The organism is Alistipes sp. CAG:268, assembly GCA_000434235.1.
GTDB lineage: Bacteria > Bacteroidota > Bacteroidia > Bacteroidales > Rikenellaceae > Alistipes > Alistipes avistercoris.
Genome location: FR891993.1, coordinates 93,689 through 112,646 on the forward strand (window position 1 = coordinate 93,689; position 18,958 = coordinate 112,646).

At 63.5% G+C, this 18,958-nt stretch carries 19 protein-coding genes and 1 pseudogene; 9 read left to right on the forward strand and 11 right to left on the reverse strand.

Annotated features, from left to right (window positions below):
* The first annotated feature begins 157 nt into the window (after window positions 1-157).
* Window positions 158-1,195, forward strand: coding sequence for a 23S rRNA (adenine(2503)-C(2))-methyltransferase RlmN (rlmN, locus tag QZL63_RS04920; protein ID WP_022308215.1), 1,038 nt, complete (start codon window positions 158-160; stop codon window positions 1,193-1,195).
* A gap of 53 nt (window positions 1,196-1,248) precedes the next feature.
* Window positions 1,249-1,671: a thioredoxin family protein gene (locus tag QZL63_RS04925; protein WP_022308216.1), complete on the forward strand. Its 423-nt coding sequence runs from the start codon at window positions 1,249-1,251 to the stop codon at window positions 1,669-1,671.
* Here the strand turns inward: QZL63_RS04925 and QZL63_RS04930 are convergent.
* The 4 genes from QZL63_RS04930 to QZL63_RS04945 form a co-directional block, all read right to left on the reverse strand.
* Window positions 1,622-2,206, reverse strand: coding sequence for an HXXEE domain-containing protein (locus QZL63_RS04930; protein ID WP_022308217.1), 585 nt, complete (start codon window positions 2,204-2,206; stop codon window positions 1,622-1,624). The genes QZL63_RS04925 and QZL63_RS04930 overlap by 50 nt on opposite strands.
* 4 nt (window positions 2,207-2,210) lie before the next feature.
* A complete protein-coding gene (rsmG, locus tag QZL63_RS04935) occupies window positions 2,211-2,834 on the reverse strand; it encodes a 16S rRNA (guanine(527)-N(7))-methyltransferase RsmG (protein WP_022308218.1) in 624 nt (207 codons plus the stop codon).
* A gap of 76 nt (window positions 2,835-2,910) precedes the next feature.
* The gene (locus QZL63_RS04940; RefSeq protein WP_022308219.1) at window positions 2,911-3,474 is read right to left on the reverse strand and encodes an RNA polymerase sigma factor; all 564 of its coding nucleotides are present in this window, start codon (window positions 3,472-3,474) and stop codon (window positions 2,911-2,913) included.
* A complete protein-coding gene (locus QZL63_RS04945; RefSeq protein ID WP_022308220.1) occupies window positions 3,465-4,619 on the reverse strand; it encodes a glycosyltransferase in 1,155 nt (384 codons plus the stop codon). Before QZL63_RS04945 ends, QZL63_RS04940 begins: the two co-directional genes overlap by 10 nt.
* Window positions 4,620-4,678: 59 nt before the next feature.
* Between QZL63_RS04945 and tgt the strand changes: the two genes are divergently transcribed.
* The 5 genes and pseudogenes from tgt (at window position 4,679) to QZL63_RS04970 (ending at window position 11,037) form a co-directional block, all read left to right on the forward strand.
* Window positions 4,679-5,809, forward strand: coding sequence for a tRNA guanosine(34) transglycosylase Tgt (gene tgt / locus QZL63_RS04950; protein ID WP_290586051.1), 1,131 nt, complete (start codon window positions 4,679-4,681; stop codon window positions 5,807-5,809).
* 82 nt (window positions 5,810-5,891) lie between these two features.
* Window positions 5,892-6,994 (forward strand): annotated as a pseudogene (locus QZL63_RS04955) (LptF/LptG family permease).
* 13 nt (window positions 6,995-7,007) lie between these two features.
* Window positions 7,008-8,009, forward strand: coding sequence for a PASTA domain-containing protein (locus tag QZL63_RS04960; RefSeq protein ID WP_022308224.1), 1,002 nt, complete (start codon window positions 7,008-7,010; stop codon window positions 8,007-8,009).
* Complete coding sequence (locus QZL63_RS04965; protein WP_022308225.1) at window positions 8,009-9,097, forward strand: RluA family pseudouridine synthase; 1,089 nt, start codon at window positions 8,009-8,011, stop codon at window positions 9,095-9,097. The genes QZL63_RS04960 and QZL63_RS04965 overlap by 1 nt, the downstream gene beginning before the upstream one ends.
* Before the next feature lie 44 nt (window positions 9,098-9,141).
* Window positions 9,142-11,037 carry a YgiQ family radical SAM protein gene (locus QZL63_RS04970; RefSeq protein ID WP_022308226.1) on the forward strand — a complete coding sequence of 632 codons (1,896 nt, stop codon included), beginning with the start codon at window positions 9,142-9,144 and terminating at the stop codon, window positions 11,035-11,037.
* Between the two features lie 67 nt (window positions 11,038-11,104).
* On the opposite strand, the gene QZL63_RS04975 is transcribed toward QZL63_RS04970, so the two are convergent.
* The 4 genes from QZL63_RS04975 to QZL63_RS04990 form a co-directional block, all read right to left on the reverse strand.
* Complete coding sequence (locus QZL63_RS04975) at window positions 11,105-11,701, reverse strand: S41 family peptidase (RefSeq protein ID WP_290586054.1); 597 nt, start codon at window positions 11,699-11,701, stop codon at window positions 11,105-11,107.
* Window positions 11,593-12,840, reverse strand: coding sequence for a hypothetical protein (locus QZL63_RS04980; protein WP_022308228.1), 1,248 nt, complete (start codon window positions 12,838-12,840; stop codon window positions 11,593-11,595). Before QZL63_RS04980 ends, QZL63_RS04975 begins: the two co-directional genes overlap by 109 nt.
* An 80-nt stretch (window positions 12,841-12,920) precedes the next feature.
* Entirely contained in the window at window positions 12,921-14,201 is a 1,281-nt protein-coding gene (locus QZL63_RS04985; protein ID WP_022308229.1) for a YeiH family protein, read from the reverse strand.
* A gap of 22 nt (window positions 14,202-14,223) precedes the next feature.
* A complete protein-coding gene (locus QZL63_RS04990) occupies window positions 14,224-15,309 on the reverse strand; it encodes a porin (RefSeq protein WP_022308230.1) in 1,086 nt (361 codons plus the stop codon).
* Between the two features lie 321 nt (window positions 15,310-15,630).
* Here QZL63_RS04990 and QZL63_RS04995 point away from each other — a divergent pair, with 321 nt between their 5' ends.
* Window positions 15,631-16,203: a sugar O-acetyltransferase gene (locus QZL63_RS04995; protein ID WP_290586057.1), complete on the forward strand. Its 573-nt coding sequence runs from the start codon at window positions 15,631-15,633 to the stop codon at window positions 16,201-16,203.
* A gap of 79 nt (window positions 16,204-16,282) precedes the next feature.
* Here QZL63_RS04995 and QZL63_RS05000 read toward each other — a convergent pair whose 3' ends face one another.
* The 3 genes from QZL63_RS05000 to prmA are packed head-to-tail and all read right to left on the reverse strand — an operon-like array spanning window position 16,283 to window position 18,246.
* Window positions 16,283-16,669, reverse strand: a complete 387-nt coding sequence (locus QZL63_RS05000; protein WP_022308232.1) for a hypothetical protein — start codon at window positions 16,667-16,669, stop codon at window positions 16,283-16,285.
* Between the two features lie 27 nt (window positions 16,670-16,696).
* Entirely contained in the window at window positions 16,697-17,419 is a 723-nt protein-coding gene (recO, locus tag QZL63_RS05005) for a DNA repair protein RecO (protein ID WP_022308233.1), read from the reverse strand.
* The gene (prmA, locus tag QZL63_RS05010; protein ID WP_022308234.1) at window positions 17,416-18,246 is read right to left on the reverse strand and encodes a 50S ribosomal protein L11 methyltransferase; all 831 of its coding nucleotides are present in this window, start codon (window positions 18,244-18,246) and stop codon (window positions 17,416-17,418) included. The genes recO and prmA overlap by 4 nt, the downstream gene beginning before the upstream one ends.
* A gap of 83 nt (window positions 18,247-18,329) precedes the next feature.
* Here prmA and QZL63_RS05015 point away from each other — a divergent pair.
* Window positions 18,330-18,958 (forward strand): tyrosine-type recombinase/integrase (locus QZL63_RS05015; protein ID WP_290586060.1); only part of this gene is annotated, 629 nt, incomplete at its 3' end.

Sequence of the window (18,958 nt, forward strand, 5' to 3'; positions counted from 1 at the left end):
CACACATCTCCACACACCGTTTGCACGGCCGGGTGAGACACAGGCGCGCTATCCACCACAAATATAGAGATAAAAATCCAAAAATGAACATTCACGCTCAAAAAATCTTCAGTTTTTACTACTTTTGCCTTGCAAAACCGCCCTCCGGGCCCCGGAAATGGAAGAGAAAGAGACCCTGTACGGGAAAAATCCCGCCGAACTCACGGCCCTCTGCGCCGAATCGGGACTGCCGCGTTTCGCCGCCCGACAGATCGCCCGCTGGCTCTATGTGCGCCACACGGAGGATCCGCTGCGGATGACCGACCTGCCGACTGCGGCCCGGGAGCGGCTGGCCGAGCAGTTTGTCCCGGCACTCCACGCACCCGAGCGGGTGTCGGTATCGGCCGACGGCACGAAGAAGTATCTCTACCGCACGCTGCGCGGGCACTTCATCGAATCGGCCTACATTCCCGACGGCGACCGGGCCACGCTCTGCGTCTCGTCGCAGGCCGGATGCCGCATGGGTTGCCGCTTCTGCGCCACGGGGCGGCAGGGGCTGCAGCACTCGCTCACGGCGGCCGAGATACTCAACCAGATCATCTCGCTGCCCGAGCGCGACCGCCTTACGAATTTGGTCTTCATGGGCATGGGAGAGCCGCTCGACAACACCGACAACGTACTCCGCGCGCTGGAGATACTCACTTCGGAATGGGGATTCGGGTGGTCGCCGACGCGCATCACCGTCTCGACGGCCGGCGTCGTGCCCCAGTTGGAGCGGTTCCTGCGGGAGACGAAGGTCCACCTGGCCGTCAGCCTGCACAACCCCTTCCACGAGGAGCGCATGGAGATCATGCCCGTCGAACGGGCCTGGCCCATCGCCGAGGTGGCCTCGATCCTCCGCCACCACGACTTCACGCACCAGCGCCGCGTGTCGTTCGAGTACATCGTCATGGAGGGGCGCAACGACTCGCCGCGCCACATACGCGAACTCACGAGGCTGCTCAACGGAATCAAGTGCCGCATCAACCTGATCCGCTTCCACCGCATCCCCGACTCACCCTACTACTCGCCCGACGACGAACGGATGATACGCTTCCGCGACGCACTCACGGCCCGCGGCATCCAGACCACGATCCGGGCGTCGCGCGGCGAGGACATCCAGGCCGCATGCGGGCTGCTGAGCACCCGGACGCTCGAGGAAGAGGCCGGAGCATGAGCCGCTCCGGCGCGGGACTTGCACCCCGCGCGGCAACAAACGATACCTTATTTATGAAAAAAACGATTCTGGCGACGCTGCTCCTTCTGGGCGCCGTCGCCTCCCGGGCGCAAGTACGCTTCGAGGCGTTATCGACCGACGCCCTGCGCGAGCGGGCAATGAAGAGCGGCAAACTCGTCTTCATCGAACTCCATGCCGACTGGTGCCCGCCGTGCCGGGTCATGGAGCGGGAGGTCTTTTCGGACAGGGAGGTCGGGGAATTCTTCGAACGCCACTTCGTCGCGGCCCGCTACGACACGGACCGCAGGACAGGCCGGGCGCTGATGAAGCGCTACGGATCGGGAGCGATTCCGCTCGGTCTGGTATTCGACACGGAGGGCAATCTGCTGGGGCGCATCCAGGGTGCAGCGACGCCGGAGGTCTACCTCAACGACCTACGCGAGATCCTTGCCCGCCGGGGCCGCGACCGGAAATAGCCCCATAGGCGCCGGCCCGCCGGCCAAACCGCACCATCCGGCGAGCAACCGCATGCATCACGCCGAAATTCACCGCAGCGAACACACATCCCGCCAATCCGCAAAACAACCACTCATCAAGGGAAAACAAGATCCGGTCCCGGACAACGGCCACGCCCCAAAACCAGAAGGGAAGACAAAACAGCGACGAGGCAACGACGGGAAGCCAGCATCTGACAACAAGGCACTGCCCGACATGAAGCAGAAGGTGCACGCCGAATGCAAGATAGAGAGCCAGCCACGGATGGATCAGATCCGCCCCGGAGGCTAAAGCCGAGACAAGCAGCAGCAGAGCCAGCTCTTCGCCCGCCATTGCGGCAAACACCCGCCGCGGAAGATCGGGAAGGGCAAGCACGACCCGGCGCATTGCAGATGGCACGCGGCGGACCAGAAGTTCCCTGTTCCGCCGAAGCCAGGACGGCAGAAACAACACCTCCTCCGCATCGTGGATGACAAAGAGGAGAGGCAGCGACCACACCAGCAGCGCGGGCAGCATGCCGTTAGTTTTTCGGGGTGTAGACCACCTTTTTGGTCTCGAAGAACTCCTCGGAGAAGAAGCGCGGGATATCGTAGAGGTACCACCTCCTGCCGGTCAGGCCCAGCTCCTCGGCCAGGTCGCCGCCCTTGAGGTAGAGGATGCCGTTGGGCAGCGAGCCGCGCTGCCCCCGCTCGATCTTGTCCCAGATCCATTTCACGAATTCCGGCATGGCCGTGACGGCCCGGGAAACCACATAGTCGAAACGTCCGGGAAGAGTCTCGACACGCGCACAGCAGGGGGTGAGGTTCTGCAGGCCGAGGCTCGTCGCAACCCCCTCGACCACGGTGATCTTCTTGCGGATCGAGTCGGCGGCGGTGAAGTGCGCCTCCGGGAAGAGAATCGCCAGCGGCACCGACGGGAAGCCCCCGCCGCAGCCCACGTCGAGGATCCGGGCCCCGGTGTCGAAGGTGCAGACTTTGGCAATGGCCAGCGAGTGCAGCACGTGTCGGAGGTAGAGCTGGTCGAAATCCTTGCGCGAGACGACATTGATCTTGGCATTCCACCCGGCATAGAGGTCGTAGAGCGCCGCGAACTGCCGCCGCTGCGTCTCGGTGATATCCGGAAAATATTTGAGAATCAGTTCCACGTTTGTCCCGATTTACTGTTTTTCTTTCTGTATGCACCCAGGCGGCGGAGCGTCCGAACGGCCCCGGAGCTGGGCTTCAGCGTTCGTCGCCCTGCGCGATGAGGCGGCACATCTGCTCCCGGGCCCGGTGGATCTGGGTCTTGACCGTTCCCAGCGGCAGGGAGAGTTTCGCGGCGATCTCCTCGTAGGAGTACTCCTCGAAGAAGCGCATCAGGATCAGTTGCCGGTAACGGGGCGTCAGGCGCTCGAGGTAGTGCTCGATCTGCGTCCGCTGCTGAAGGTTGATGACGCTCTCCTCGGGGGTCGGGGCGCTCGAGGCCGGCGACGTGAAGCGGTCGTCGATCGGCAGATCCTCCTGCCGGCGCCGCACGAAGTCGATGAAGGTGTTGCGTGCGATGGTGTAAACCCACTGTCCGAAAGTGTAGCTCGTACTGTAGCGGTGGAGGTTGATGTAGACCTTGATGAAGGTCTCCTGCAGCAGGTCGTCGGCATCGTTCGTACCCCCGAGCCGCTGCACGAACAGGCGGTGGATCGCGTCGCGGTAGCGGTTGAACAGATACTCGAAGGCCGTGTCGTCGCCCCCGAGCGTCCGGGAGACCAGCTCCCGGTCTTCGGCTACGATATAGTCGGCTATCTCCATACGCGTTCATCACGGCGCAGCAGCATGATGCGCAGCGCCGCCTCCCACAGCGGGCTCAACAGATCGTAGATGAAGTAACGGCCCGCAACGCCGGCCTCGCCCAGGCGCCCCGCCACGCGACGGACCTCGATCACGACGACGGCATAGCGCACCAGCAGCAGCAACAGGGCCGCGAGCTTGTACTCCGCAGGCATGACGGCCAGAGCCGTAAGCGTCGCGAGGAAGAAGAGCGACCGCGAGCCGATCTCCCAGCCGACGAAGCTGCGGACCGCCGCGGGATAGAAGCGGAAGGCCGAGCCGAAGTAGCGCAGCTGACTCATCCACCAGCGCATCTCGCCCCAGCGCTTCTCGCGCAGCGTGGCCCGCGGAGAGAGAATGACGCTGACGTTGTCGCGCCGCATGACCCGCTGCATGAAGAGGTCGTCCTCGCCGATGTTCATGTTCAGGTGGCTGAAGCCGTTCACCCCGAAGTAGAGGCTCTTCGTGAAGCCGAAGTTGTGGAGCGTGCCCCGGTAGGGCCGGTGCCGGACGGCCCGGGCGATCCAGTTGGCCGAGTGCATCATGCGCCAGACGCGCATCATGTAGGGAGTGAAGCCCTTGCCGTACTCCATGCCGCAGTAGCCGACGACGATCTCTCCGCGCGTGAAGCCCTTGGCCATCAGCGCCAGCCAGCGGTCCGACTGCGGCACGGCGTCGGTCGAGGTGAAGACCAGGTGTTCGTAGTGCGCCGACTTGATACCCACGTTGAGCGCCATCTTGCGCGAAATGGGGAAACGGGGGTCAAGCTGGATCTTGGTCGTGAAGATCTGCGGGAAGGTACCTTTCAGCTGCGAGAGGTCCTCGTAGAAGTCCGAGTCGTGACCCACGTAGACGATGATCACCTCGAAGACCGAGTAGTTCTGGGCCAGAATCAGCGGCAGGCGCTCCTCGACGAAACTGTAGTCCTCGGAGAAGAGCGGCACCACGACCGAGACGGGTGGCTCCTCGCTGCGGGTCGCCGCACGGCGGCTGTCGCGGTAGCCCGCAATCCGGCCGTAGACACCGATGTAATAGTAGAGCTGCACGCCGAGCATGACGAGCATCGCTCCTGCCAGAGCAGCCCCCTCCCAGCCGTAGCACGCCAGAAAAGTATCGTAGAAGTGCATATTGACGAAATATGCGCAAAGATACGAATATTTTGTGTATTTTTGCCGAATATATGAGTATGAAATTCACGCTGCAGTACAAGGACCCCGCATCGAAGGCCCGGGCCGGCGAGCTGACGACCGATCACGGCGTCGTCCGCACGCCGATCTTCATGCCCGTGGGCACGGCCGCTACGGTCAAGGGGCTTTTCCACCGCGACGTGCGCGACGAGGCGCACGCCCAGATCATCCTGGCCAACACCTACCACCTCTACCTCCGCCCCGGTATGGAGATCATCGAGCAGGCCGGAGGCGTGCACCGCTTCTCGACGTGGGAGGGGCCGATGCTTACCGACAGCGGAGGCTTCCAGGTCTTCTCGCTCGCGGCGTGCCGCAAACTCAAGGAGGAGGGGTGCCACTTCCGCTCGCACATCGACGGATCGAAGCACCTGTTCACCCCCGAGAGCGTGATCGACACCGAGCGGACGATCGGCGCCGACATCATGATGGCCTTCGACGAGTGCCCCCCGGGCGACGCGCCCCGCGAGTACGCGGCCAAGTCGCTGGACCTGACCGAGCGGTGGCTCGACCGCTGCTTCAACCGCTACCGCCAGACTGCCCCTAAATACGGCCACTACCAGGCGCTGTTCCCCATCGTACAGGGGTGCGCCTACCCCGACCTGCGGGCCCGGGCGGCCGAAAACGTGAAACAGTACGACGCCGACGGATATGCCATCGGCGGACTGGCCGTGGGTGAACCCACGGAGGTGATGTACGAGATGATCGAGGTGGTCAATGCCATCCTGCCGGAAGATCGTCCCCGCTACCTGATGGGGGTCGGCACGCCGGTGAACATCCTCGAGGGCATCGAACGCGGCGTGGACATGTTCGACTGCGTGATGCCCACGCGCAACGGCCGCAACGGGCAGCTCTTCACGGCCGAAGGGGTGATCAACATCCGCAACAAGAAGTGGGAGGCGGATTTCTCGCCCATCGATCCCGAGGGAACGGCGTTCGTCGATCGGCTCTACTCGAAGGCCTACCTGCACCACCTGGCCGCCTGCGGGGAGATGCTCGCCGCGGAAATCGCCTCGCTGCACAACATTGCCTTCTACCTGCGGCTGGTCACGATGGCCCGCGAGCACATCGCCGCGGGAGACTTCACCCCCTGGAAACAGCAGATGGTCGCCCGGCTCCAGCGCCGGCTGTAGGCCGCAGGAACGAAGGAGGCGAACCGCAAAACAGACAAGAAACAGACTCCGCGAACAGCAGGACCCAAGACCCGAAAGAAAGATGAAACGCTATTGGCCCGGATTCAAGATTCTGGATCGCTACATACTCGGCAAGTTCCTCGCGACCTACTTCTTCGCCATCGCGATGATCATCGTCATCGTCGTCATCTTCGACTACGTGGAGAAGATCGACGACTTCACCGAGACGCACGCGCCGCTCAAGGAGGTGCTGTTCACCTATTACCTCAACTTCATCCCCTTCTTCATCAATCAGTTCAGCGGTCTGTTCACCTTCATCGCCTGTATCTTCTTCACCTCGAAGATGGCCTATCAGACCGAGATCGTCGCCATGCTGTCGGGCGGCATGTCGTTCCGCCGGCTGATGTGGCCCTACTTCCTCGGCGCGTTCATCATCGGATCGCTCTCGCTGGGACTCAACCTCTGGCTCATCCCCTCTCGCAGCGGCACATCGTCGATTTCGAGCAGCAGTACATCCCCCGCAAGCAGAACACCCGCTACGACCGCCATATCTACAGGCAGATCGAACCGGGCATTTTCGCCTATGTCCGCGGGTACAACGGAGCGTCGCACCAGGCCTCGTTCTTCGCCCTGGAGCGGTACGTCAGCGGTACGATGACCCATTCGCTCGAGGCCGCCGACGCCAAGTTCAACCCCGAGACCAAGCGCTGGACAGCACCCCGGTACACCAAACGCGAGTTCGACTCGCTCGGCATGGAGCGTTTCGAACAGTTCCGCAACCTCGACACACTCATCAACCTCGAAGTGGCGGAACTGGGCGAGATCAACGACCTGATCCAGACGATGAACATCACGCAGCTCAACGAGTTCCTCGACCAGCAGCGCGCCAAGGGTTCCGACTCGATCAACATCATCGAGGTCGAGAAGCACGCACGCTACGCCTACCCGCTCTCGACCTTCATCCTTACGCTGATCGGCGTCTCGCTCTCCTCGCGCAAGGTCCGCGGCGGAACGGGGCTCCACATCGGAATCGGCACCGGACTCTGCTTCTCGTACATCCTCTTCAACCGTTTCTTCGAGGAGTTCGCCAAAAGCGGATCGCTCCCGCCCTGGCTGGCGGTCTGGCTGCCCAACATTATCTACCTTGTCATCGCCGTCTACCTCTACCGGAAGGCACCGAAATAATTGGCTACGACCTATGAAAAACTTGCAGAATACCCTGTCCGAACTCCGGCGGAACAAGCTGGTGTGGAACCTGCTGCTGATCGTTCTGATCATCCTCGCGATGGCCGTCATCGCACATTTCGTCATGCAGGCCGGGACGCGTCACGGCGCCCGGCGCACCGTGCCCGACTTCTCGGGCATCGCACTCGGCGAGGCGCAGCGCATCGCCCGCGCCAACGACCTGCGGCTGCACATCAACGACTCGCTCTTCGTGCCTGCATACGAAGGAGGCACGGTGCTCGACCAACTGCCCGAAGGGGGCGTGGAGGTGAAGCCCGGACGCACGGTCTACATCACGATCAACGCCTTCCGCCAGAAGCAGGTTCCCGTGCCCTACGTGGCCGGACGTTCGCTGCGACAGGCCAAGAACATGCTCGAGATCGCCGGGCTGGAGATCGAGCGTCTCGTCTATCGTCCCGACATCGCCACGAACTACGTGCTCGAAGAGTACTGCGACAACCGTCCCGTGCAGCCCGAGAGCAAGATCGAGGCCGAAGCCGGCTCGGGCGTGACGCTCTATGTCGGAGTCCAGGCGGGCGACAGCCTCACGATCGTCCCGCAGGTGATCGGGGCTACCCTGCGGCAGGCCAAGAGCAGGCTGTGGGAGCTGGGCCTCAATGTCGGACGGATCGCCTTCGACGAAGGCATCGACCTTATCAACCAGAAGGACGCCCGGGTCTACATCCAGACCCCGGGAGCCGAGCGGGCCGCCGTGCTGGGCTCTCCGGTGGAGCTGCGGCTGACACTCGATGCCGACAAGCTGACCAGGGCCCGCTCCGAAGCGACAAAACAAGCCGCTACGGCAGCTGAGGAGCGCATGCGCATGGAGCGCGAGCGCGATTCGCTGCGCGAGGCCGGAGCGCTGACCGCACTGCCGCAGCCAGAGGCCACGGAGGGAGGTCCGACGGCGGAGGAGCGGCGGTCCGAGTCCCGTCCGAAACAACAAGCATCCGAACCCGACGAATTCTTCGACTGATGGCCGACGACGCACGCTACATACCGGACGAGCTCGATCCGGAAACAGACGCCGCAACCTCCGAGGACGACGAAGGGGCCGGGCTCTACGAGCACTTCGCCGTGACGGCCGACAAGGGGCAGACACTCCTGCGGCTCGACAAGTTCCTCACGGCAAGAATGGAGCACTGCTCGCGCAACCGCATCCAGGCGGCGGCCGACAGCGGCAACATCCTCGTGAACGGGCGTCCCGCCAAGTCGAGCTACAAGGTCAAGCCGCTGGACCGCATCCAGATCGTGATGCCCTACCCGCGGCGCGATACGGAGATCAAACCCGAGGACATCCCGCTCGAGATACCCTACGAGGACGACGACCTGCTGATCGTAAACAAGCCGGCCGGCATGGTCGTACACCCCGGCGTGGGCAACTGGGACGGGACGCTGGTCAATGCACTGATGTTCCACCTCAACCGGCAGGGCATCCCGGCCGAGGAACAGAATCGCGCCGGACTGGTGCACCGCATCGACAAGAACACCTCGGGACTGCTCGTCGTGGCCAAGAACGAGCAGGCGCACGCACGCCTGGCCCGCCAGTTCTTTGACCACACGATCCAGCGCCGCTATGTGGCGCTCGTTTGGGGCAACTTCGACGAGGACGAGGGGACGATCACGGGCAACATCGGCCGCAGCCCCCGCGAGCGGCAGAAGATGTATGTCTTCGCCGACGGATCGGATGGCAAGCATGCCGTGACGCACTGGAAGGTGCTGCGCCGCTTCGGTTACGTGACCCTCGTGGAGTGCCGCCTCGAGACGGGACGCACACACCAGATCCGCGTGCACATGGCCTGGATCGGCCACCCGCTCTTCAACGACGAGCGCTACGGCGGCGACCGCATCCTCAAGGGCACGACCTTTGCCAAGTACCGGCAGTTCGTCGAGAACTGCTTCGCGGTGATGCCGCGCCATGCGCTCCACGCCCGCCTGCTCGGATTCGAGCACCCCACGACGCACCGCGACATGCTGTTCGAGTGCGGCCTGCCCGACGACTTCCGCGCACTCCTGGAGAAATGGGAGGGATATGCCGCGACCGGAAGGACGGACGAGGAGTGACCCGGCGGCCGGGGCGACAGAAGATGTACAGACAACACATTCCGATGTTTCTACCTACAACGATCAAAGAGGTCCGCGAACGCGGCTGGGATCAACTCGACGTGATCCTCTTCTCGGGCGATGCCTACATCGACCACCCGGCATTCGGACCGGCAGTCGTCGGGCGCCTGCTCGAGGCCGAGGGTTACCGTGTGGCCATCGTCCCGCAGCCCAACTGGCGCGACGACCTGCGCGATTTCACCAAGCTCGGAGCCCCGCGCCTCTTTTTCGGCATCTCGGCCGGATCGATGGACTCGATGGTGAACCACTACACGGCCAACCTCCGCCTGCGACACGACGACGCCTACACGCCCGGCGGCAAGGCCGGATTCCGACCCGACTACGCCGTGACGGTCTATGCGCAGATCCTCAAACGGCTCTATCCCCACGTCCCGGTGGTCATCGGCGGCATTGAGGCCTCGCTGCGGCGCCTGACGCACTACGACTACTGGAGCGACTCGCTCAAGCCCTCGGTACTCGTCGAGTCGGGGGCCGACCTGCTCATCTACGGCATGGGCGAACGGGTCGTACAGCAGGTGGCGCGGGCCATGCGCAACGGATACAACGCCAAACTGCTGCGCAAGATCCGCCAGGTGGCCTTCCTTGCCGACGAGGCCTACGTCAGCCGGCTCGACCTCGACCGAACGATCCGCCTGCACGGCTACGAAGAGTGCCTGCGCGACAAGCGAGCCTTCGGCGAGAACTTCACCGTCATCGAGACACAGAGCAACCTGATGGAGCCCGAGACGACGCTGGTCGAGGCGACGGGCGATCGGTTCGTGGTCGTGACACCCCCCAACACGACCCTCACGACCGAAGAGCTCGACCACTCGTTCGACCTGCCCTACGAACGGGCGCCGCATCCCCGCTACCGCGGCAAGGGGGATATCCCGGCCTGGGAGATGATCAAGTTCTCGGTAAACATCCACCGCGGCTGCTTCGGAGGCTGCTCCTTCTGCACGATCTCGGCCCATCAGGGCAAATTCATCAACTCGCGCAGCGAACGCTCGATTCTCGGCGAGGTGGAGCGGGTGGCCGCCATGCCGGGATTCAAGGGCTACCTCTCGGACGTCGGAGCCCCTTCGGCCAACATGTACCGCATGGGCGGCCGCGACCGCGAACTGTGCCGCAAGTGCCGCCGCCCGTCGTGCCTCCACCCGCGGATGTGCCCCAACCTGAACAACGACCACGGTCCGCTGCTGGCCCTCTACGAGAAGATCCGAGCCGTCAAGGGGGTCAAGAAGGCCTTTATCGGCAGCGGCATCCGCTACGACCTCTTCGATGAAAGGCCCTATCTCGAAACCGTGCTGAAGCACCATACCTCGGGGCGGTTGAAGGTGGCGCCCGAGCATACCGAAGAGCAGGTGCTGCAACTCATGCGCAAGCCGCCGTTCGCCCTCTTCGAGCGGCTGAACGCCGACTTCCACCGCATCTGCGACCGCGAGGGGCTGCCCTACCAGCTCATCCCCTACTTCATCTCGTCGCACCCCGGATGCACGGAGCAGGACATGCGCGCACTCTCGGAGAAGGTGCTCGGCAAGCTGCACTTCAACCTCGAGCAGGTGCAGGACCTCACCCCCACGCCGATGACCCTCTCGTCGGTGATGTTCTACACGGGCGAGAACCCCTACACGCACGAGAAGGTCTACGTGGCCCGCACGCAGGAGGAGAAACGCCGCCAGAAGAGCTACTTCTTCGGCGGACGCATTCCCGCACCGACCGCCTCCGCCGGACGAAGAGCGCACGAGGCGGAACGCGGACAAGCAGCCGGGCGGAAGGGCGGTCCGTATGGCAGGTCGGACGGCGGATCGAAAAGCGCTCCGAAGAGCAGTCCGGACGGTTTCCGAAAGAACAAGCGCCCAATGGTTCGGAAGGGTACGGGCGTTACGAAAAAAGGCTGATCCGTCGGGGATCGGCCTTTTTCATGGATGGCGGAGGGAGGTTTCTTCGCGGAGAAGCGGGACCGGGTCAATCTTCCAAAGCGAGCTCCAGGGCCCGTTCGAGCACCTCGTCTCGCCCGGCCTGCAACCCTTCGGCCGTCGGGCAGAGCTCGACATCGAGGCGCACGCCTACGGCCTGGGTCGGGGTTCCGTCCGGATAGAAGACGCCGATTCCCGAAAAACAGGTCATCAACCCTCCGGGTAACGGGATACGGACGATATCCCCGTCGGCACCCGAGGTCGGCGAACCGATGGTCAGCGTCTGCGGGCATCGCTGCAGCGCCATGGCCTGGAACTCGGGGTTGCTCTGCGTCAGCTCGTTCACGAGTAAGATCACCCGCCCTTTGTAGGGCTCGGCACACCGCTTGGCTTCCTCCCCGAAGCCTTCGTAAATCCACTGCTCCTGCCGGAAGAAGAGGCCGGGCAGGGCCAGCGTCGGATGCACCATCTGCCAGGCAACGACCGGCTCGGTGCGCAGCGACTGGCCAATCAACGCTATCAGCGCGTCGGCCACATTCAGCGGGTAGGTGCGCAGGTCGATGATGAGCGCCCGCGTGCGGGGCAGCGTCTGCCCGACCTCGGCGAGGTGCTCGCGTGAGAAGGTCCCGGCGTAGATGTAACCCACCGAATCGGCCAGCAGGCGGAAGGGCGGCTGCGTGAGTTGGGCCGGGTCGTAAAGGGGGGGGCGTTGCCATAGGGCACCGTTGCCACGTGGAGCGTGTCGCAGGCCCCGGCGCGGCGGAGGACCACCTCGGCGGTATCGCGGCGCGTGCAGAGCCCGTAATAACGGGCGGCCCGGCGCAGACTTGCCTCGTTCGACCGCGAAGCATATTCCCGCAGCAGCTCCAGCCGTTCGGAGAGAGGCTCCCCGTCGATGGCCACCACCTCGTCGCCCCGTTCGAGGGCACTGTCGCCGGAGTAGCCGACGAAGAGGCGCCCGTCGGCCTGGAGCGGCCACACGGGCAGCATCCGCTGTCCGAAGAGCATCTCAATCGGCGCGTAGGCATGGCCGTCGTTGAGTTCGCGGATTAACCGCATGTAGAGGCGGGCAAAACGTCTCCCGTCCGTTTCAACACCCATGAGAGGAATATAGGTGGAGAGCACTTCCTCCCACGGATGCAGCGTCACCGCCCTGTACGGAGCATAATATTCGATGATGTTCCACAGCCGGAAGAGCGTCAGCAGGTTGAGCCCGCTATCCATTTGCGGGGTCGGATGGAAAGACTCGCCGCGCAACGACAGGTAGTGATAGCCAGGTCCGTTCCCCGTTGTCCCCATGCGGAGATAGTAGTTTTCGCCGCGCTCGGCATAACGCAAGTCCTGCAGCAGGCGCGACAGATCACGCCCCAACAGGGTCGTATCCCGGGTCCACGCCAGATCGACGGTCGATACCAGTTCGAGCGGTGCCAGGTTCTGTTCGTACTCGACCCGGTTGGGGGTGTAATCTCCCAGCGAGCGGACCCAGTCGAGCAGGTGCCGGTTGCGGATCTCCCGGTCGGCGTGCACGACCCGCGGCAACAGCGAGAAAAGGGCGCTGTCGATATCGACCCGCCGCAGCGTGTCGCAGAACGCCGGATGGTGGTATTTGGCATAGCCCCAGACGCGGCAGAGCGTTTCGAGGTTGGGAAGTGTACGGGGATCGTCGAAATCCCCGGCTGTCAGCGTGAAGCCCGACAGGGAGGCGGGAGGTTCGGAGTTCTGGCAGGAGGCCGGGCGGACGGCGAGGCACGACAGCATCGCAGCCGCAAGAAGCAGGGTTCGCATGGTCGGAGTATCAGGTTTTATACCAAACGCAGCAGCCGGGGTGTTTCGTATCCGCCGGGGCGGTTTTTCCCGAAAATCCGTTACGACCACATCGGTTTCAGCACACCGAACAGAAGCGAAGCGATCAGCAGCGTCACGACGATGTTGAAGGCCTGAGCCACGAGGAACGAACGCAGGATGTTGCGGTTCTCGCGCGAGACGATCTCCTTCAGGCGCGTGTCGAGTCCGATGCAGACGAAGGCCAGCGAGAAGAAGACCGTGGAGAACATCTTGGCCACGCCCGGCTCGGCCAGTTTGCCCCGCGCATCGGGGACGAAGACGCCGCCCGACTGCAGCAGGCTGAAGACGAGCGAGGCGGCCACGAAGCCGAGGATGAACTTCGGGAACTTCTCCCACACGATACCCAGCGAGGGAGCCTGGCCGCCGTGTCCGCTGCGGGCCGAGAGGTAGAGGGCAATGAAGAAGGCCACGACACCGATCAGCACATTCTGCGCCGCCTTGATGATGACGGCGTGGCTGTTGGCCGTCTCACCGACGATCATGCTCGAGGCAGCGACGCCCGACGTGGTGTCGATCGTTCCGCCGATCCACGCCCCGGCGACCTCCTGGGCCACGTCGGCGGGGAAGAGGTGAGGAAGGATCAGTTCGGCCAGCCACGGCATGAGGTAGATCATCGGTACGACAATGATGAGTACCAGCGAGACGATGTAGGAGAGTTTGCGGTCGTCGCCGCCCACCACGCGCGCCGCCGTGATGCAGGCCGAAACACCGCAGATCGAGACGCCGCTCGAGAGGATCATCGCCGAGCGTTCGTCCACCCCGGCTCGCCGGGCCGTGCGGAAGGCGAAGAACCAGACAATCGCCACGACCAGGCACGCCTGGACAAGGCCGAAGATGCCAGACTTCATCACGTCGCTGAAGAGGATCGTGGCACCGAGGCAGACCACGCCGATCTTGATGAAGAACTCGCCCTGGATGGCCGGCTTCATCCACGCGGGAACATGCCACACATTGCGGATGAGCAGTCCGAAGAGCACCGAGAAGAAGACCGACTCGAAGCCCCAGTAGGCCACGGCAGGGATCTTGGCGACCAGCTGGGCCAGCAGCGAGACGGCGAAGACCACGCACAGCGAGGGGAAGAGCCCCTTGAGCGGACGGCCGAGCAGTCGGTTACCCACATAGAGCACCACGAGTACGATCACGAAGAGCAGGGCAATGTTGCGCCATGCGTCCAGCGTGGCCAGGGTCGAAGGTACGTTCGGCAACAGAGCCGGAATCAGTGCGGAGAGCAGGAGCAGCGGGATGGAGACCCAAACCACCACCCAGTCTTCGGTGCGGAGAGATTCGAAAAATTGTTTCATCGGTCAAAAGGAGATTTGGTCATCAGAACATTCCGGTAAACTGGACGGAAAGCAGGTTGCGGTCGGAGAGGCCGGCCGCAGCATACGATTCCCAGGTATAGTTGAGCTGGCAGCGCAGATACCGCACGGGCTGCCAGATGAGGCCTGCCGTGCAGTTGGTCTGGCGCGTGGAGGAGACGGAGACCTGCTCGAGGAAGGTATCGTAACGCACGACCGGCATGAGCGAGCGGGTTGCGCGCCAGCCACCCATGACGTACCAGCCGCCGCTATCGATCCGCCGTACAGGCTCCGAATCACCCCCGGCGACATCGGTCTCCCCGCCGATCCACTCGCTGCGCACGACCACGGCCCCGCGGTCGTAGCACACGCCGGCGCCGTAGCGGACGCGGCGGCGGTAGTCGGGACCGTATTCGCCCCAATAGTAGGAACCGCTGAGCGTCAGTCCCTGCACCGGATGCACCGAAAGGCGCGCGACGAAATCCTTCGAACTGTTGCGGTCCCACGTGTTGATCCCCTCGCCGTTGAGCACACCCACGTCGTAATGCAGCAGGTTGTAGCCGTCGCGCGGAAGGAAGGAGCCGTGGAGAACGAGGCCCATGTCGCGGCCCGTGGAGGAGAGCCCGCACAAGTCGGCGAATCCCATCAGCCGCAACAGCGCCATCGGATAGTGGATGAACTCGATCTTCGTCGGCGGATAGGCCGTATTCTCGATCGAGAAGGGAACCTTGAACTCCCCGACCCGCAGGTTCAGGGCCTGCAGCGGGCGATAGTCGAGACAGGCGTCGAGAATCTGCGGCGAGGCGAACTCCAGCCGCACGTTGTAATGAAGTGACGGTAAAAGAGAGCCTGCCAGTGCAAACTGGGCGCGGCGGATCAGGAAACTCGAGGTATTTCCGTCGTATTCGTATCCCAACTGGACATAGCCCGAAAACTCGGGCAGGCGGGAACGCAATCGATCCCAGCGGTCGGCCCGCCGTTCGAGGCGGTCGATCCGCGCCTGCAACGAATCGATCGTCGCCGGGGAGGGAAGCGTATCGGTCGAGAGCTGCGCTCCGAGGCAGCAGACGGCGCCAAACAGCGCGAGGAGCAGAGAAAGGAGAGGTTTCATCGGCAGCGGGCTGTATTTTTGGCAAAGGTCGAAAAATCCGGCGACGCGGCAATACGCGAAAATACCTAATTTACAACCGCAACCTACTCTTCGGAAGGAGGATCCGGACTGACGGCCGAAACGGAGAACCGGAATACGGGTAACAGAATCCGGAATCGGGATAGTCCGGCGAGTCGTTTTTCCGTGTATTTTTGCAACGCGTCCCGCAGCCGGCCGGATCCGCGGGACAAGAAGAGACACGACAACGGACAACCGCCGCAACACACGACAAAGACAGTGCGGGATCCGGCCCCGCAGAACCGCAAACCCGAAAGAGAAGAGATGACACTCGACGAATTCCTGCAATACGCACAACAGCGCAAACCCTTCGAGGAGCCCGAAATGCTGCGCCTGATGAACGAGATGAGCGACGAGGCCCGGCGCATCACCTGCCGCCTGAACGCCGAATATCACACCCCCGATGAGATCCGCGCACTGCTCTCGGAACTGTTCGGCCGCAGGGTCGATCCCTCGCTGCGGGTCTTCCCGCCCTTCTACACCGACTTCGGTAAGAACATCCACCTGGGCCGGGAGGTCTTCATCAACGCCTGCTGCCACTTCCAGGACCACGGAGGGGTGACGATCGGAGACGGCTGCCAGATCGGCCACGACGTCGTTTTCGCGACGCTCGATCACCTGATCGACCCCGCGCGGCGGAAGACGACCTGCCCGGCACCGATCGTCCTCGGTCGGAACGTCTGGGTCGGAGCCCATGCGACGATCCTCAAGGGGGTGACGATCGGCGACAACGCCATCGTCGCCGCCGGCGCCGTGGTCACGAAGGATGTGCCGGCCGACACGATCGTCGGAGGCGTCCCGGCACGGATCATCCGCCGGATCGGGGACCAAGAGTAAGACGAAAGGACCCGCGCCCACACGGGTACGGGTCTGCTATACGTCGCGGCGGAAATGCCGCCGCAGAATGACGGGTCGCTCAGCGGGGCATCGGAAAGGAGAGGGTCCGGGCATCGAGGTAGGCGTCCGGATAGGGGCTCCAGTTCCAGGCCTGTCCGTTCGAAATCGTCACGTGGCGGACCAACTGGCGGGGCGAGGCGTCGAAGACGGAGACCCGGGCCGGCAGCTTCGATTTGGGAGCCAGCACCACGGAGGTCATCGAGACCACCGGCTTGCTCCCGATCGGGGCCATCACGTCGTAGGAAGGCATCCACGGGGTCATGTGGACGATCGTATCGGGCAGGACGAACGGCTCGGCGATACGGGTCGAGTCACGCCGTTCGAAACGGCCGTTCGGGTGCTCCTGGGCCGCTGCGGTCAGCGTTGCAGCGAACGCAAGAACCGCCAACAACAACATCTTTCGCATGGTACACTCCTTTTTTATTTATAACGGTCAGAAGACCTCCTTTAGTATACGCACCGACTGGACCGAGTTGATCGCATCGAGGTGATAGCCCAGGAAGACAAGCATCTCGCTGAGAAAGTCGCTCCGCTGCGCCCGGTTGAGCGCCAGTTCTCCCAGCGCCTGCACGTCGCAGTGCAGCAGCCGGTCGAGCAGTTGCGACGACGGTTGCGTCATCACCTCGGGATGGGCCCCGGGATGCGGGGTGTAGAGTCCCTCGCGGACGTCGAACCACCATCCCTCGACGTAGTCGTTTCCCGGGCGGTAGCCCAACAGGCAACTCAGGTTGGCCAGGAACCACAGGTGGAAATTCGGGACCCCCTGCTCCAGGACATCGAGCGCCCCGACCGATCCCCAGACAAAATCGAACAGCGGATCGTTCGGCTCACACTCCCGCACCAGACGATACAAAACTTCGGCCATAAAGAGCGCCATCGTCGATTTGCGGACATCGAACGGCAGGCTCTGCAGCGTGAAGCCCGCCCGGATCTCGCGAAAACGGTCCATCTGCCTGTGAGGCGACTCCAACCCTTCGAACTCGACGGGAAACATCGGCTGGAAGAGCGCCAGTTTCGACCCCCGGCCTCGCGAACGGACTCCCTGCACCATGTAGCTGCGACGGCCGCCGACATCGGTCAGCAGATAGGCCACCAGCGATGAATCGCCGTATTTGAGCGTGTGCAGGACGATGCCGCGCCCCTTGTAACTCTTCACTGCGGCCTGCGGACATGAACCAGGAACCAGCCGTCGCGCTCGGCCCGCGCAACGGGGAGCAGCCCCTCGCGGGCGGCAGCCGCCTCGATCGCTTCGACGTCGGCGGCGAGGAAACCACTCATCACCAGGTCCCCGCCCGGAAGGAGTGCCGCGGCATAGGCTGCCATGTCGGCCGTGAGGATATTGCGGTTGATGTTGGCCAGGATGAAGTCGTAGCGTCGGCCGGCAATGCGGCGGACATCGCCCAGCATCGGCTCGATGCGGTCGGCCACGCCGTTCGCCGCGATGTTCTCCCGGCAGTTGGCATCCGCCCAGTCGTCGATATCGACGGCATCCAGGTGCCGGGCCCCGCACTTCGCAGCCACGATGGCCAGCACGCCCGTGCCGCTGCCCATGTCGAGGCCCGTGCGGCCGGCAACCCCCAGATCGAGCACGGCACGCGACATGAGCCACGTCGTGGCGTGGTGTCCCGTGCCGAACGACATCTTCGGCATCACCACCACCTCGGGCTCTCCGTCCGGAGCCGGGTCATGGAACGGCGCCCGGATAAGCAGGCGCCCCTCGACGTCCACCGCCGGGAAATTGCTCTCCCAAAGGGCGTTCCAGTTCTGCGTCTCGATCGAGATATAGCGGCCCTCTACGCCGTAGCGCACCAGCAGGGCGTCGATCTCCGCCTTGCAGTCGGCCAGCAGGTCCTGGCGGATGTAGGCCTTCAGCACACAACCTTCGGTCTCGAAACTCTCGAACGCATAGTCTGCCAGTTCCGCCGTCAGAATCTCGGCCTGTTCGCCGCCCGTACAGGCGACATTGAGCGCAACGTAATCCATAGGAATCGGGAATAATATTATGTAAAATTTCGTACCTTCGTACCGACAAAGGTAACATTTTATCCGGATTCGACCGACTCGAAATGGCGGAAAATACGAAAAAATGGGAAGAGGCCGGCAGGCACTACCGGACCTACATCAAACTCGAGAAGCGGCTGGCGCAGAACACCGTGGAGGCCTACATGCGCGACCTGAGGTCGTTCGCTCACTTCATCCTGCGCATGTACGACGTGCCGCCGGCGAAGGTCGAGGAGCCCATGGTGCAGCGCTACGTCGCATGGCTCTACGACCGCGGCCGGGAAAAAGCCTCGCAGGCCCGGTCGCTGAGCGGCGTGAAGAGCTTCTTCAACTTCCTGCTCATCAGCGACCGCATCGAAAGTTCCCCGGCCGAATTCGTCCTGACGCCGAAGTTCGGGCGGCATCTGCCCGACGTGCTCACGACCGGGGAGATCGACCGCATCATCGCCGCCGTGGACGGAACGACCCCCAAGGAGATCCGCGACGCCGCGATGCTCGAGGTGCTCTACTCGTGCGGCCTGCGCGTCTCGGAGCTCACCTCGCTCCGCATCCGGGACCTCTTCTTCGGCGAGGGTTACATCCGCGTCACCGGCAAGGGCGACAAGCAGCGACTCGTCCCGATCAGTTCGACGGCCCGGGAGCGGATCCACCGCTACCTCGAGGTGCGGCGCAGCGCACGGGCCGGGGAGGAGAC

What these genes read in the sequence shown, in the direction of transcription:
- rlmN (WP_022308215.1), top strand. Translation starts at nt 158, where the DNA reads ATGGAAGAGAAAGAGACCCTGTACGGGAAAAATCCCGCCGAACTCACG.
- QZL63_RS04925 (WP_022308216.1), top strand. Translation starts at nt 1,249, where the DNA reads ATGAAAAAAACGATTCTGGCGACGCTGCTCCTTCTGGGCGCCGTCGCC.
- QZL63_RS04930 (WP_022308217.1), bottom strand. Translation starts at nt 2,206, where the DNA reads ATGCTGCCCGCGCTGCTGGTGTGGTCGCTGCCTCTCCTCTTTGTCATC.
- QZL63_RS04940 (WP_022308219.1), bottom strand. Translation starts at nt 3,474, where the DNA reads ATGGAGATAGCCGACTATATCGTAGCCGAAGACCGGGAGCTGGTCTCC.
- QZL63_RS04945 (WP_022308220.1), bottom strand. Translation starts at nt 4,619, where the DNA reads ATGCACTTCTACGATACTTTTCTGGCGTGCTACGGCTGGGAGGGGGCT.
- tgt (WP_290586051.1), top strand. Translation starts at nt 4,679, where the DNA reads ATGAAATTCACGCTGCAGTACAAGGACCCCGCATCGAAGGCCCGGGCC.
- QZL63_RS04960 (WP_022308224.1), top strand. Translation starts at nt 7,008, where the DNA reads ATGAAAAACTTGCAGAATACCCTGTCCGAACTCCGGCGGAACAAGCTG.
- QZL63_RS04965 (WP_022308225.1), top strand. Translation starts at nt 8,009, where the DNA reads ATGGCCGACGACGCACGCTACATACCGGACGAGCTCGATCCGGAAACA.
- QZL63_RS04970 (WP_022308226.1), top strand. Translation starts at nt 9,142, where the DNA reads ATGTTTCTACCTACAACGATCAAAGAGGTCCGCGAACGCGGCTGGGAT.
- QZL63_RS04980 (WP_022308228.1), bottom strand. Translation starts at nt 12,840, where the DNA reads ATGCGAACCCTGCTTCTTGCGGCTGCGATGCTGTCGTGCCTCGCCGTC.
- QZL63_RS04985 (WP_022308229.1), bottom strand. Translation starts at nt 14,201, where the DNA reads ATGAAACAATTTTTCGAATCTCTCCGCACCGAAGACTGGGTGGTGGTT.
- QZL63_RS04990 (WP_022308230.1), bottom strand. Translation starts at nt 15,309, where the DNA reads ATGAAACCTCTCCTTTCTCTGCTCCTCGCGCTGTTTGGCGCCGTCTGC.
- QZL63_RS04995 (WP_290586057.1), top strand. Translation starts at nt 15,631, where the DNA reads ATGACACTCGACGAATTCCTGCAATACGCACAACAGCGCAAACCCTTC.
- QZL63_RS05000 (WP_022308232.1), bottom strand. Translation starts at nt 16,669, where the DNA reads ATGCGAAAGATGTTGTTGTTGGCGGTTCTTGCGTTCGCTGCAACGCTG.
- prmA (WP_022308234.1), bottom strand. Translation starts at nt 18,246, where the DNA reads ATGGATTACGTTGCGCTCAATGTCGCCTGTACGGGCGGCGAACAGGCC.